Annotated in this window: 18 protein-coding genes; 9 read left to right on the plus strand and 9 right to left on the minus strand. The window is 38.2% G+C overall.

Translation table 11 applies throughout. The features are described from left to right. Positions 1–45 precede the first annotated feature (45 nt). Together NKR74_RS21460 and hepT are read right to left on the minus strand one after the other, a co-directional pair. Complete coding sequence (locus NKR74_RS21460; protein ID WP_253630779.1) at positions 46–681, minus strand: helix-turn-helix transcriptional regulator; 636 nt, start codon at positions 679–681, stop codon at positions 46–48. A 200-nt stretch (positions 682–881) separates the two neighbouring features. Then, positions 882–1,322, minus strand: a complete 441-nt coding sequence (gene hepT, locus NKR74_RS21465; RefSeq protein WP_098308800.1) for a type VII toxin-antitoxin system HepT family RNase toxin — start codon at positions 1,320–1,322, stop codon at positions 882–884. A gap of 156 nt (positions 1,323–1,478) precedes the next feature. Between hepT and glpX the strand changes: the two genes are divergently transcribed. From glpX to NKR74_RS21480, 3 genes are all read left to right on the plus strand, one after another. Then, positions 1,479–2,450, plus strand: coding sequence for a class II fructose-bisphosphatase (gene glpX / locus NKR74_RS21470; RefSeq protein ID WP_098308802.1), 972 nt, complete (start codon positions 1,479–1,481; stop codon positions 2,448–2,450). Positions 2,451–2,465: 15 nt separating this feature from the next. After that, positions 2,466–2,732, plus strand: a complete 267-nt coding sequence (locus tag NKR74_RS21475; RefSeq protein ID WP_098308804.1) for a DUF3055 domain-containing protein — start codon at positions 2,466–2,468, stop codon at positions 2,730–2,732. Positions 2,733–3,103: 371 nt separating this feature from the next. After that, positions 3,104–3,604, plus strand: a complete 501-nt coding sequence (locus NKR74_RS21480) for an RNA-binding S4 domain-containing protein (RefSeq protein WP_253630780.1) — start codon at positions 3,104–3,106, stop codon at positions 3,602–3,604. A gap of 54 nt (positions 3,605–3,658) precedes the next feature. On the opposite strand, the gene NKR74_RS21485 is transcribed toward NKR74_RS21480, so the two are convergent. After that, entirely contained in the window at positions 3,659–3,961 is a 303-nt protein-coding gene (locus tag NKR74_RS21485; RefSeq protein WP_098308808.1) for a YutD family protein, read from the minus strand. 370 nt (positions 3,962–4,331) lie between these two features. Here NKR74_RS21485 and NKR74_RS21490 point away from each other — a divergent pair, with 370 nt between their 5' ends. The 5 genes from NKR74_RS21490 to NKR74_RS21510 all read left to right on the plus strand — a co-directional run bounded on the left by NKR74_RS21490 (position 4,332) and on the right by NKR74_RS21510 (position 7,449). Continuing rightward, entirely contained in the window at positions 4,332–4,907 is a 576-nt protein-coding gene (locus NKR74_RS21490; protein WP_098308810.1) for a YhcN/YlaJ family sporulation lipoprotein, read from the plus strand. Positions 4,908–5,122: 215 nt separating this feature from the next. Next, positions 5,123–5,899 (plus strand): YhfC family intramembrane metalloprotease, encoded by a 777-nt coding sequence (locus tag NKR74_RS21495; RefSeq protein ID WP_098308812.1) that lies wholly within the window; start codon positions 5,123–5,125, stop codon positions 5,897–5,899. A 120-nt stretch (positions 5,900–6,019) separates the two neighbouring features. Next, positions 6,020–6,586: a histidine phosphatase family protein gene (locus tag NKR74_RS21500; RefSeq protein ID WP_253630781.1), complete on the plus strand. Its 567-nt coding sequence runs from the start codon at positions 6,020–6,022 to the stop codon at positions 6,584–6,586. After that, positions 6,573–6,797, plus strand: a complete 225-nt coding sequence (locus NKR74_RS21505; protein WP_253630782.1) for a hypothetical protein — start codon at positions 6,573–6,575, stop codon at positions 6,795–6,797. Before NKR74_RS21500 ends, NKR74_RS21505 begins: the two co-directional genes overlap by 14 nt. A gap of 184 nt (positions 6,798–6,981) precedes the next feature. Continuing rightward, positions 6,982–7,449, plus strand: coding sequence for a YbaK/EbsC family protein (locus tag NKR74_RS21510; protein ID WP_253630783.1), 468 nt, complete (start codon positions 6,982–6,984; stop codon positions 7,447–7,449). 28 nt (positions 7,450–7,477) lie between these two features. On the opposite strand, the gene NKR74_RS21515 is transcribed toward NKR74_RS21510, so the two are convergent. After that, positions 7,478–7,810, minus strand: coding sequence for a DMT family transporter (locus NKR74_RS21515; protein ID WP_098308818.1), 333 nt, complete (start codon positions 7,808–7,810; stop codon positions 7,478–7,480). A gap of 94 nt (positions 7,811–7,904) precedes the next feature. Then, positions 7,905–8,801 (minus strand): lipoyl synthase, encoded by an 897-nt coding sequence (gene lipA, locus NKR74_RS21520; protein ID WP_253630784.1) that lies wholly within the window; start codon positions 8,799–8,801, stop codon positions 7,905–7,907. Positions 8,802–8,990: 189 nt separating this feature from the next. Here lipA and NKR74_RS21525 point away from each other — a divergent pair, with 189 nt between their 5' ends. Then, positions 8,991–9,983, plus strand: a complete 993-nt coding sequence (locus NKR74_RS21525; protein WP_253630785.1) for a M23 family metallopeptidase — start codon at positions 8,991–8,993, stop codon at positions 9,981–9,983. Between the two features lie 63 nt (positions 9,984–10,046). On the opposite strand, the gene yunB is transcribed toward NKR74_RS21525, so the two are convergent. The 4 genes from yunB to NKR74_RS21545 form a co-directional block, all read right to left on the minus strand. After that, complete coding sequence (gene yunB / locus NKR74_RS21530) at positions 10,047–10,784, minus strand: sporulation protein YunB (RefSeq protein WP_253630786.1); 738 nt, start codon at positions 10,782–10,784, stop codon at positions 10,047–10,049. Positions 10,785–10,836: 52 nt separating this feature from the next. Beyond that, positions 10,837–11,139: a YunC family protein gene (locus tag NKR74_RS21535; protein ID WP_098308826.1), complete on the minus strand. Its 303-nt coding sequence runs from the start codon at positions 11,137–11,139 to the stop codon at positions 10,837–10,839. A gap of 80 nt (positions 11,140–11,219) precedes the next feature. Continuing rightward, positions 11,220–12,635, minus strand: a complete 1,416-nt coding sequence (locus NKR74_RS21540) for a bifunctional metallophosphatase/5'-nucleotidase (protein ID WP_301287864.1) — start codon at positions 12,633–12,635, stop codon at positions 11,220–11,222. 281 nt (positions 12,636–12,916) lie between these two features. Then, complete coding sequence (locus NKR74_RS21545; protein ID WP_375337681.1) at positions 12,917–14,458, minus strand: thiol-activated cytolysin family protein; 1,542 nt, start codon at positions 14,456–14,458, stop codon at positions 12,917–12,919. Between the last annotated feature and the right edge of the window lie 7 nt (positions 14,459–14,465).

Consider the following 14,465-nt stretch of genomic DNA (forward strand, 5'->3'; position numbering starts at 1 on the left):
TTCCAAAAAGAAAAAAACGCTTTTTCAAAAAGCGTCCCATAATGTTCATTTTTTTTCTATTATTTGATACGAACAGAAGCAATCTCCATCACACATATTAGATAATACTTTCACATCAGCATCTGGCAACAGTGTATTATACATATTTTTCTCATCATGACAAATTTGCGGAAATTTTTCAGCTACCTCTATTAACGGACAATTTTGCTTTTGTAATAGGAAGGAGCGCTCACTTTCTTGCTGCACACGCACCATATAACCATTTTTCTCTTGCATGACTGCAATTTCTTTTAATCGCTCTACTGTTGTTTCTTTTCGATTTATACGGTTTGCCAATTGTTCTTCCATACGGTTCGTACGTGCCCTTAAAAGCTTCTTAACGAGTTCCTCATCGCCAATATGCAGCAAGTCTTCTAACATTTCGACTGCAAACTGCTTATATTGTTTCGGAAACAAGTCTTCTCCTTTCGTACTTAAACGATAGACATACATCGGTCTCCCGACATGTTGACGCACCATCTTCGTTTCAATCAACTCTTCCTTTTCAAGCCTACTTACATGACGACGCACTGCCATCTCCGTAATTTGCAATGCTTCCGCTAATACCGCAACAGTCTGTTCTCCCCTTATTTTCAAAAGTTGAAGAATTTCTTCTTTTGTAGAACGTGCTGCTTCCCCCATTTTTCTACCTTCTTCCCTTTAACAAGCTTTAATGAGCAAAGTACATCACTGTCCATTAAAGCCACATGAATTTATCCCCTATTCGCGGGCAGTAAAACCCCCACCTCAACATTCTGAAAAAACAAAGAAGAGAGGTGGGGACTGACTGTTGAGAGCTTTCCATCAGTGGGGATGAATCCCTCACTGATGAAAGTTTCACTTTACTCTCCTGCAAATGCAGATACAGGACCAAGTTCTTGCTCCAAATAACGGCGAATATTAGCAGGATATTGTTTGATCATATCAATATGTTTTTGCACTGTATCATACACTTCTGTATGGTTCATATTTACATATTCCTGCACAATCATTTTACGAAGACGAACGACTTCTTTTAAACGCTCTCCTTCTTCATTCGTAACCACTTTTTCATCCATTAAAATATCAATAATATCTTCATAACTACCTGGATCACGCATAATAAATCCATCAATCATGGCATTGCCTACGTCTAAAATACAATCAATCATAAGATGTGCCATGCGCTCTAATGCATATTCATCAAGCGCTCCGCGGTACTCTTGTTTTGTTTGAAATGCTGCAACAACTTTCTCTAAACACTGTAACATTTGTTCAATTTTTTTACGGTCTACAAAGTACATATATGTCACCTACCTGGAAATTAAAGCATTTTCATTCCCAATTGTACCCCTTTATTCGAAAAAAATCGACAATTTTTCGAATTCACCTTTTTCCCATTCTTTGTTATAGTTATACGTGTATGATTTTCGGAATTGGAGAATTGGAGGAATGGCACCATGGAACGTGAACTCGCATTAGAAATTGTCCGTGTAACAGAAGCAGCAGCCCTTGCATCCGCACAATGGATGGGTCGCGGTAAGAAAAATGAAGCAGATGATGCTGCAACAACTGCAATGCGTACGATGTTTGACTCTGTGAACATGGCAGGCACTGTTGTGATTGGAGAAGGGGAACTTGATGAAGCACCAATGCTTTACATTGGTGAAAAGCTTGGAACAGGAAACGGTCCAGAAGTAGATATCGCTGTTGATCCATTAGAAGGAACAAATATCGTAGCAAAAGGTCTTGCAAACGCAATGGCTGTTATCGCTATCGCTGATAAAGGAAACCTTCTACACGCTCCTGATATGTACATGGAAAAAATCGCAGTTGGTCCAAATGCAGCTGGTAAAATTAGCTTAGATGATCCAATTGAAAAGACAATTGAAATTGTAGCCGAAGCAAACAATAAAAAAATTCGTGACTTAACAGTTATCATACAAGAGCGTGAACGTCATCAAGACATCATCGAACGAGTACGTGCAAAAGGTGCACGTGTAAAATTATTCGGTGACGGTGATGTTGGTGCATCTATCGCAACAGCCCTTCCTGGAACAGGAATCGACTTATTTATCGGTACTGGCGGTGCTCCGGAAGGCGTTATCTCTGCTGCTGCACTCAAATGTCTTGGCGGAGAAATGCAAGCACGTCTCGTTCCAATGAATGAAGAAGAAGAAGCACGTTGCCATGCCATGGGCTTAGAAGACCCACGTCAACTTCTTATGCTAGATGATTTAGTATCCGGTGACGATGCAATCTTCTCAGCAACAGGTGTATCTGCTGGCGAGTTATTAGATGGTGTGAAATTCCTTGGCGGAGATTTAGCAGAAACATATTCTATCGTTATGCGCTATAAAACAAGAACAGTGCGCTTTATTAAAACGCACCACCATTTAGATCATAAACCACACTTAAATTTAGATATTTAAAAAGGAGTCATGTTCATGGGAGAACGTTTTTTTCTTTACGATGATACAGTGGAAACAAAAACGCGTTTCGTAAGCTTTATGGGAGAAAACGAGCGCCACGATTTAGCACTTTTGTATTCTGACCGTCATTATGGTAAAACTATCGTCCTTGATATACAGCGCAATAAATTTGCCATTATCGGTCGTGACGACTTAGAAGAACCTGGCTACTTAGAACATGCATTTTCTATTTCAGAAGAAAATGCAGAAGAATTACGTTCATTTTTATTTGAACTGATGTAAATTTAAATCACCAACTTACAACAGAGTTGGTGATTTTTTATGTTACATATTTTGAATTTTCAGTTTAATGTGATATAATAACGACAAATTTATTTGGATAGAAAGGATGTTACACTACGTATGCCAACATATACTTTGTAATGGAGCAGCAACTGGATAGTATTACTCTCAAAAAAGCACAACGCTTTTTTCAAGGGAGTAGTCTGCCCAATTCCCATTACAAAGGAACGTAGCACATCTGTAGTATGATTGTTACGAAGGTTCCTCACAGGGGAATCTTCTTTTATTTTTCTCTTTTTTCTATATTTCATACTGCAAGACATCCAAATAGATGTCCCACGTTCCTTTATCTAAATACGAGGTGAAGGAAAATGCAGAACATACAACTTTCTTGGAATTTATATAAGACAGAATTAGAAGATACTGTAGAAAAACATTGTAAAAATTGTGGTCATACAGTCCTGTTTACTGATACACATATTCGTAGACATAACGCGAATGGTAAAAACATTTATCGTTTTGCGATTTACAAATGCGAAAAAGAACATACATGGAATAAGAAATTACACATTTATAAAACGTATTCTGAACATGTTGAAACAGTCGATATGCTTCAAAAAGAAAGCCAAGAAACGATACACAACATTTCAATCCTGCCCTATGAAAACGCAGGATTGACGGAACTAACCATCCTATTAGAATCCGTGCATGGATTGTTTCGCATCGACAAAGCACTCGCGACCTATATTTCAGAATGGAGCCGTACGGTAATCATAAAGAAAATTAAAGACGGATCTATTCACTTAAACGGTCAACGCATTAAGCAAAATGCCAAACTTGCAGCTGGCGATTGTATTTCTATATACCTGTAATTGATATAACAATGTTAAAAAAATTCCTCTTACAACGGTGTAAGAGGAATTCTTTTACTTCTTCACTTTTCGCAGTACAAAGTATGCACATCCAAAATTACAATACTCGTATAAATACTCCGATAACGTACTAATTTTCGTATCATACGTTGCACGCTGGTTGCTATCGTCAAAAAAGCCGCGTAATCGTAGCTGATCATACCCCCAATCACCCACGATATAATCATATTTATTTAAAATTTCTGCGTAACGAGCTTTAAATGCTTCTTCATTAAATCCATTTCGATTTTCTTGTATGACTTCATAGTGGATATTATTCACGTAAACTGTAGTGCGAATCTCCTGCTTCTGCTCCATCTTCCATTCCCTTTCCTATTCTTTCTTCTTTTTATCGTATCATAAAGCCACAAAACCAACAATTTCAAATACAAAAAACCTCCTAAGTGGGAAATGCTATAGAGTGAAACTTCCTTTTGGAGCGTTCTTTTCCAAAAGGTTAGTTGAACCAATCGGGCTCTTACGGACAGTTATCTCCCTCCTATCTTCTTTGACTTCTCACAATCTTGAGGGGGAGCCTTACTATCCGTTAGGGCGGGATGAATAAAGCTCTCACCAATTAGGCTTTTTCGGGCAGTTATCCCCTACCTATCTTCCTCGTTCTTCCTTGAATCTTGAGATGTGGGTATTACTGCCCGCAAATAGCGAGATCAATAAGGAGGAAACAATCATGAAAAAACAACTGCTCCTATCCCTTCTCACCCTTTCCATCTTTGCTGGATGTCAAACAAACAACAAAGCGGAAATGAAACAGGAAGAAGGAAGCCGCGTACTTGTGTCTGAGCATAAAGACATATACGGGAAGGACGTGCCAAACCGAATGCTGACAAGAGTCGGCTATTCTCAAAAACAAAAAGATGAAGTGTCGAATCGCCAAGTCGGTACGATTAACAAGGAACGATTAGCAGAAATGATTACAGATATAACGGTGAAACTTCCAGACGTTATAAATGCCGCAACACTTGTAACAGATGATGAAGTATTTGTTGTATACCGAGCAAACACGACAGATCCGGCTCTAGTCGCTGATCAAGTACAAAAAGCAGCATTGTCTGTTGTTCCCCGCTATTACAAAGCATATGTATCAACAGATCAAAAATTAATATCACAAATTCAAGGACTCAAATCCGGCACATTAAATGATAAAGAATATGCACAAACACTCGATATGCTCAAGCATGAAATGAGCAAAAATCCGCATTTAAACAACACGCAAAATACTACACTGCCTAACACAATGAAGTAAAGTGAAACTTCCTTTTGGAGCGCTCTTCTCCAAAAGGTTAGTTGAACCAATCGGGCTCTTACGGGCAGTTAGCGCTCCTTTAATGTTGCTAAATTATTACTAATAACAGGATACATTAAATGACCTGAGAATATACTCTCAGGTTATTTACTAAACATTTCACCGTTTTTCCTGCATAATAGAAATAGTATATATATTAGAAAGTGGTGAAATGTATGGTTTCAAATGCAACAATTGGAAGTATGATTGTGCAAATTGCTATTTCAGTTCTTATCCCAATCATTGCTCTCGTTTACTGTCGAAAGAAGTATGGAATCTCTTTAAAAATTGTCGGTGTCGGGATTGTATTCTTTTTGGGATTCTCACAAATTTTAGAAAAAACGTTACATGTCTATGTATTTGGAAATCCAGCAGCAACTGAGCTACTAAAAAATCCGTTTATCTATGCTATATATGGCGGATTAACTGCTGGTATTTTTGAAGAACTTGCACGTTTTATCGCCTTTTTCTTTTTACTCAAGAAGTACCAGGAGTATAAAGACGGCCTTGCTTATGGAATCGGTCACGGAGGGATTGAATCATTATTAATTGGGGCGACTGCCGGAGTGCAAAGTCTTGTATTTGCTTTCTCTATTAATAATGGAACCTTCTCCAAGATGATTGAAAAGGTACCTCAGCTCAGCGCTGTCCAAGATGCATTACTACATACTCCGCCTTACTTCTATTTACTTGGCGGAGTAGAGCGAATCGTTGCTTTTATCATGCAAATTGCTCTTACAATGCTTGTCTTATATGGCGTAAAGCATAAGAAGTATATGTTTGTAGGGCTGGCAGTATTTCTTCATTCGTTTGTTGACTTTTTCGCAGCGCTTTACCAACGCAGACAAATCAATTTGTTCGTAACGGAAGGAATTATGATACTGTTTGGCATTGGTGCTTACATCCTAATTCGTAAAATGAAAACAAAATTCCTAGCAGAACATGCAAGCTAAGCCGAATCGGCTTAGCTTTTTATTTTGATTTCAGTTACCAATAACTAGAGAAAGGAGGATTCCTCACTCTATTTGTCGAAGTACGTACAAATTCGTCTATTCATAAGTGAGGGATAAATCATGAAGAAATTAATTGTTGTCCGCCATTGCACTGCAACTGGGCAAGAACATGATGCACCACTTACAGCAGCAGGTCAGCAACAAGCTAAAGCTCTTGCAGATTTTCTCATCACAGAACAGCTCCCTATCGAAAACATTATCTCTAGCCCATTTACTCGTGCTGTTCAATCCATTACACCTTACGCGTCACATATGCAGCTCCCTATTCAAGAGGATGTGCGGTTAACTGAGCGTATACTGAGCGGCGCTCCAATGAGTAATTGGCTACAAATGCTAGAGCAAACATTTATAGAAATAGATGTCGCATTTCCTGGCGGAGAATCGACGCGCCAAGCGACGGAGAGAGTACAGCCACTTATCCACAGCATATTACAAGAAGATACGAAAAAAGTAACAATGCTCGTTACACATGGTAACTTGTTCACGCTCATTTTAAGGCTTTTTGACAAAAACGTTGGTTTTTCCACATGGGAAAGCTTAAGCAATCCAGACGTATACGAAATTACGTTAGAACATGGTACAGCGACTATCCACAGATTTTGGGGAATACATTGTGAAACGAATTAACGTAACTACTGATAATCTAGAATCAGAACATATTTGCTGTGCTATATCTGACAAAAGAATGGCACACGGGGTTTTGCAAAAGAAAGCATGGTTGCAACAGCGAATGGGAGAAGGACTTGTCTTCAAAAAGTTAGACGTAAATGGAAAAGTATGTATTGAATACTTTCCAGCTGAATACGCCCCATTACAGCTCCAGGACATATGTGTATAAAATGAAACTTCCTTTTGGAGTGCTCTTCTCCAAAAGGTTAGTTGAACCAATCGGGTTCTTACGGGCAATTAGTACTTCTTTTCTTTCGCTAAATATTACTGCCCGTTAGTGCGGGGTAAACAAAAAAAATTCAAAAAATTATGGAAAACACTCGATAAGTGAAAAGAAAGGAGCTTGTATTCCAATGTACGAAGAAGTCATCTCATTACTACATAAAACGAATGTTTTATATGAGAAATTTGAACATGAACCTGTTTTAAATTATGAAACAGATCGAATGATTCGGGAACGTCTCGGTTTAGATGGTGAACCAAGTAAAAGTCTCTTTTTAAAAACGAAATCCGGGGCTTACTATGTCTTTTTTACATTAGAAGGAACTCGCCTTGATATGAAGCAAATGAAAAATATGATCGGTACAAGCGTCTCTCTTTGTTCACCTGATGAACTAAGAACGACAACAGGATGCATCCCAGGATGTGTGGCTCCTTTTGGCTATACAGAGGATGTAACAATTATTGTGGATTCTTCTATCTATCAATACGAAAAAATATTGATTTCACCTGGTGTCCCTGAATTTACAATTGCTTTATCCACAGAAGAATTACGTAAAGTGTTATCCACATGTGGAAATACCGTATTAGAATATGAATGAAAAAGAGCTGAAAATTTCAGTTCTTTTTTCATCCATGTGCACCCGAACCCGACATATTTAATACAACAACTCCGCCAATAATAAGCACTATGCCAACGAACGTTTGCCATGTAAAAGCGTCCTTCCAAATGAGAACACCAAGTAATGCCGTTAGCGCTGTACCAACTCCAGACCAAATCGCATAAGCAGTGCTAAGTTGAAGGTATTGCAACGCTTGGGATAAACAATAAAATGCAGATGTAAAACCAAGAACAACACCGATACTTGGCCATACTTTCGTAAATCCGTCTGACAACTTCAGCATCGTTGTCCCAAATACTTCACTCACAATTGCAAGCGCTAAAAAAACAAATCCTTTCATAGACTTCCCCCTTTATGCTCTATCGTATTTTCTACACTGATATCTTGTTCAAAAAAAATCCCCCTTAGCCGATTCACTAAGAGGGATTTCCTCATTATTTTGCTTCTACTGTATTTTCTTTTGCAGATTGTACTTGCTCATCTGCATGGTAAGAAGAACGTACAAGCGGACCAGCCTCACAGTGACTAAATCCTTTGCTAAGTGCAATTTCTTTTAGCTCTGCAAATTCTGCTGGTGTGTAATACTTAATAACTGGTAAATGCTTTTTAGATGGTTGCAAATATTGACCAAGCGTTAAAATATTAACGTTGTTTGCACGTAGATCATCCATTGCTTCGATAAGGTCTTCTCTTGTTTCCCCAAGCCCTACCATGATGCTTGATTTTGTTGGAATATCAGGCTGCATTTCTTTAGCACGACGTAAAAATTCTAGAGAACGATCATATTTTGCTCTAGCGCGAACGCGGTCAGATAATCGACGTACCGTTTCAATGTTATGGTTTAAAATATCAGGACGTGCATCCATTAACATTTTTAAATTTTCTTCTACTCCGCCCATATCAGAAGGTAAAACTTCGATAGATGTGAATGGATTTTTACGACGAACTGCACGCACTGTTTCAGCAAAAACAGCTGCTCCTCCGTCTTTCAAATCATCACGTGCAACTGCTGTTATAACAACGTGTTTTAAACCCATTTGTTCTACAGAATCTGCTACGCGTTCTGGCTCTTGTAAATCAAGCTCCGTTGGTAAGCCTGTTTTAACAGCACAGAAGCGGCATGCACGTGTACAAACTGCACCTAAAATCATAAATGTTGCTGTTTTACGAACAGCCCAGCATTCATGAATATTCGGACACTTTGCCTCTTCACAAACGGTATGAAGGTTCTTAGAACGCATCATTTTCTTTAAGCCTGTATAGTTTTCATTTGTATTTAATTTAATTTTTAACCACTCGGGCTTGCGCTTGTATTCTGTTTGTTTTGTCATGTTCATCAACTCCGCACAATATGAAATAGTTTACCATGTTCGCTTCTTTCAATGTAACATATCTATTCTATCGCATGAAAGCGATTTGCTCAAATGAAGATTCTAAGAATTCCTTCCAATTATTACTTATAATGAAATATCGTGTATATCCCACACTAAAGGTAGTGATTTCGAAAGGAGCTTACTGCCGTGCATCGAAAATTTTTCCTTCTGCTTTCTATCTGTTTTCTTCTTCAAACAAACATTGTATACGGGCAAGAAAACAAACAAGAAGATATATACATGAAGCGAATGACATTATATAAAGAAATGGAGACATTCTCTCTTATTCCATGGTACTACTTTGCTGCCATCGATCAATACGAGCGAAATATCCGTGCTGTTCGCAGCGATATTCCGAAAAAGCCAGATGCCATTATCTCTATTTACTTCAAACCAGAAGTATGGTCCGGGCCAGCAAATCCGGACCCCCATGATACAAAACCGTACACAATCTCCTTATTTGGAGGCATGGGGTTAGACGGAAACAACGATGGATTGGCAGACGCAAATAATGAAGAAGATGTTCTCTATACAATGGCTACCATATTAGGGAAACGTGGGACAAATCGAGAACAGCTAAAAATTATGTTGTGGGAATATTATCAGCGATCTAAAACAGTAGAGCTAATATTAGGTTATGCTCGTATGTACAAACATTACAATCGGATTAATTTAGAAGGTAATGCTTTCCCTCTGCCTGTTCGCAGCGATCATAGTTACCGCAGTACATTTGGTGCTAAACGAAGCTTTGGCGGACGGCGTATGCATGAAGGAACAGATATTTTCGCTGGCTATGGTGTACCTGTTCGTTCTACTTGCTATGGTATTATTGAAACGAAAGGTTGGAATCGTCTTGGCGGCTGGCGCATTGGTATTCGCGACTTATATAACAACTACCATTACTACGCACATTTAGGCGGATTTTCCAAAGAAATACAGCTTAGACAAATCGTCGAGCCTGGAACTGTCATTGGATTTGTCGGCAGTACTGGTTATGGTCCGCCTGGAACAGCAGGTAAATTCCCGCCTCACTTGCACTTTGGATTGTATAAAGATAACGGCTATACAGAATGGGCGTTTGATCCGTACATGCATTTAAGCTTATGGGAGCGGAAAGAACGAATGAATTCAAAAAGATAACCGCAGTTTGATGCTACAGTTATCTCAAATTAACAATTCCTTTATCTAAAAAAGCGGGTAACATTAGTTATCCGCTTTTTTCTCCTTTTTCTCTGGTGCAACAACTCCGCCGCTTCCATAATAGCCAGGTACTTCACCTTGGATCATACGTGTTGCCACTGGAATATCTTGCTTTACTGTCACTTCTTTCGTATGGAACGGAATAATAACCTGAAGCGTCACTTCAATTTCCATCACAATTTTAATAGCTGTATTATTAATTCCATTTGGCTCAAAGTCTTGCTTAATATTTGTATACACATCACCAATTGTTGTAAATGTAATTGGAATATCCGGCCCTAAATTACCGAGCAATGCATTGTCTGTAATTCTCCCAAGCGGAACAGATAATGAAGCTCCTCCGTCCTCCGGCAAACCTAACGCCTTCGTATCTCCCTTTTCTGCTTGATGTAAATATTTCTCTATGTACATTGTAGTTGATGTGAGAATTTCATTAACTGCTGCTGTATTTACATCCATCGTCGCGACTTTTCCGTTTTTATCCGTTTGCACCTTCATTAATGAATCGACATCGATCCCTTGTGCAACCCTATCTTTTACTGCTTTCGTCATGACAACTGTTGCTGTTCGCTTCGTCTGCATTTCTGCATATTTCATTAACGTTGGCTGGATGCTTTTGTTCACAAGCCACAATCCTTGTAAGGTAAGTATAATAAAAATAGCAAATGAAATAAGCAATACGTACCGAAATGGCAGTGGTCCTTTCCGAAACCGAGAAGTCCGGGGGCGAAACGCACGCATAACAAATCCCTCCTTCTTACACATGTATATGCAAAAAAGAGGGACGATATATTTAGATCATTTTTAGCAGTGCATCTTTTCCAATTGTGCCAGTTGTAATTCCTAACCTTTCTGCTTCAATCGTAACCGATTCAAGTGGTGCTTCTAACAACTGTTCAATCGTTCTTACGCCAACAGCGCGCCCTGCAAGAATGCCGCGATCGCTTAACTTTTCGTTTAACAATCCCACATCTAACGCCCCGCACATAATATATCCTTTATCGCTCATAACTGCTAACAAATTTGTCTTTGGAAGCTTTACACTCACTGCTATAAACGTGCATTCATTTATTATAATTGGTTCTATATTAACCATAGTTCACACTCCTCTCTCCTTTATCTGTATGAGAGTAGAAAAAAGAATGTGAATACAAAAAGCCTACTGTAATCAGTAGGCTATAATTTTACAGATGATGCACATTTCATTAATGTATCCTTCAAAACATCACGGAGCAATTCCGGCATATAATATTCTTTTTCTGGCACGACCGCAAGCTCTGGGTATAAGTAACCGAATGTGAACATATCAATCGTTCCTACTGTATAGATTCGTTCTAGATCTAATGATTCCCCGTTAATGATTACGTCCTCGAGTAAAATTTTATTACCCGGAATCGTATCTGGCACAACTTCTACGCCAGCATACATCATTTTCCCCATGACTTTCCCGCGAAAACCTAAACCTTTTACTTCAAGCTGTTCCATGTTTGGACGTCGTGCTTTCAAAATAACATCTCGCAATGTTTTCCCTTTTACTTGCAAGCGGCATGGATTAATCGGATGTGGACAAATGCGATGAATATCTCCTCGGGTAACTATACCTTCCTGTAATCCTTCGAGTAATACACCAGCATTCACCATGCCAATTTCAGCATCGCACCACTCCCTAAGGGATTCGGCAAGCATATGAGCAAATTTCGTTTCCTGAAACCAATCCATTTCTAACGATTCCTTTAAGCTTACAACAGGCTCTGCCATCATGAACTTACTTTCTTGTTCAAGCTCTCCTAATAAAATATTGGGCTCTCCATATGCGCCTAATCGCTTCGCACTAATTGCCCGTCCATCTTTTTTCGTCACTTGCTTTGTTTGTAAGTCCACCGTTATTTGCACATGCCCCACATAATGTCCCCACTTCTCGCAGCAGCAGAGAAGCGTTCCATTCACTAATACACCGCGCTCAAATAAATGATGGGTATGTGCACCTAAAATAACATCTATATCATAATGCTCTGCCATATATTCATCTGCATTCTTTCCTAAATGAGATAATACAACAATGACATCCGCCTTTGCACGTACCTCTTCTAAAATTGTTTCCAAATGTAGAAACGGATCTTCAATATGCCAATCTAACTTCGCATAAAAGTCAGGATATGCCACTGTTAAACCGATAAAAGCAATTGTAACCCCATTATCAAGTGTTTGCAGCACGTATGGTTTTACCCAGCTAGGACGTGTTTGATTTGTTTCAAATAAATTGGCAACGAGCACTTCAAAATTTGCATCGTCGTATAAATGATCCAGTTGCTCCTTCGCAAGTGTAATCCCTTCATTGTTCCCAATCGTTACATAATCGTACAACGCTTCATTTAATAGCTGCACATTTCCTTTTCCGTTCGTTGCCTCAGAAATCATATGAAAGCGATCAACGTGATCGCCAATATCTAATGTAAAGACCGCTTCACCAGCAGCAAGACGACGCTTTTTCTCTTCTACAACAAACCGAGAAATTTGCGGCCAATTTTCAAAATGACTATGTATATCATTTGTATGATAAAGATGAATTGTTACTTCCGTATCTATATTCAGAGAAAAAACCTCCTCTCAATTCCATACTTCTTGTTTACGCTATATGCAAGCTCGAATCCTGTAAATACTTTTCGTCTTTTCTTGCTATTTTACATTGTACTCTCATTAATGGAAAAAGCAAAAGTTTCTTCTTTAAAAGTTAAGGAGAAGATTAATTAACAAAAGCTTCTCGCCTATCGAACTTCTTCAGAAGGTCTTTATATTGTGTCAAAGCACCGTTATATTTGTGCCCATGAAAAAAACGCCCTGTAAACAAGGCGCTTCTGACATATACATTACCTTTAATTATAACTAATACTAGCACTTGGGTATAATGTCGTTCCTCCAATTGAAATTTTGATTTCTTTTGATAATGGAACATTTTGTTCATTAATAACAGTTCTCCACCATTCCCATGCAAGACCTGTACATTCTCTCGCTACCACTTTTACATTTTTTGAATTCGGTGGAAGTGGTATGACTGTAGAGAAATGAGCAGTTTTGTCTTTGTTGTTTCCTTCCCAAGTTTTATGGGTTAATACTTCTTTTCCATTTTCATCATACGAGAATTCATCCCAAGATACATCAAATTGAGCAACATATGCACCGTAATGATCAAGCGTCATTTTAGCACTAGAATATTCTGTAGATGTAGTTTCGATATAATCTGTATTGTTATGAACAGTAGCAACCGCATTATCTTTTAAGAAAGTGCTAGTATATGAAATTGGATATGCTGGATTTTTAGGACTTAATTCTGCATTATCTTTAATTATATTTCGTATTTCATTAAAATCTTTTGTAACAACCTTGTTATGCTCCTTTGCATCTCCGCCTAGTACTACAGCGGTAAAGGTACTGTCTTCAAAAATATCTTTGTACTGTCCACTTGTTTCAACGCTGTTATTCTTAAGTAAGGCTTTAAAGGCAGCTTGTACATCTTTGCTCTTAGAAGTTGTTTCTAATTTTACATAAATTGTTCTGCCGTAAGCTACATTTGACACCATAACAGGCGGAGCCGTATTACTTACCCCTTTACGAGTTAACTCTTCAAAAGTAACGCTATTATCAAAAAGGTCTGATGGATTGTTAGGTAGTTCTGCACTTACGGTATAAAATATTTGCTTATATGCCGCAACCATCACTTTTTTCTCTCCATTTGCAATCGCATTAAAGTCAATGTTCAGTCCATTATCAAGATATTTAGCGTTAACATTAAGAGCACTTGCTATTTGAGATTTACTATAAACCATAGACTCTGTATACTGCATTCTTGCAGGTAACGTATGTGTTGTTGAATACTTTTCATTCCAAGTAGATACTAAATCATCTACTGCTCCAGACACATTACTATATGTTGGATTTTGGACAGTTATTGTATTTTCTTTTCTCATGCCAGGTAAGTCTATACTAATATTCAAAGGTTTTCTCTTGGCTACTAATAAACTAGGTTGATTATCCGCAAAAGCTTTATTTGCAAGTTGTACTGCTCCTGGATATGTACGATTAACCATAGAATCAATAATTGAGATATCCACCGGCGAGGTTGTAAGTGATTTTTTCTCACGTTCAACCACTACAAATTTACCATTTGAATTAATACCTTCTTTCGGCACAAAACCCTCAACTTTATCACCATTTACTGCTAAAATATCTCTACTATCATACTTTAAATTTGCTATGCCAGTATCAATTCCACTAGCATTTTTTGTTGCATCAGCTGAATTATCTGTTTGTGTTTCAGCAAAGGAAATAAACGAATAATTAATAGTGCATAAACTAACTAATAAACATACTAGAAACTTTATTCCTCTGACACTATTTATAATTTTCAAAAAATTCAACTCCTTT

The sequence above is a fragment of the Bacillus sp. 3103sda1 genome, assembly GCF_024159135.1.
In the GTDB taxonomy this organism is placed as follows: Bacteria; Bacillota; Bacilli; order Bacillales; family Bacillaceae_G; genus Bacillus_A; species Bacillus_A rhizoplanae.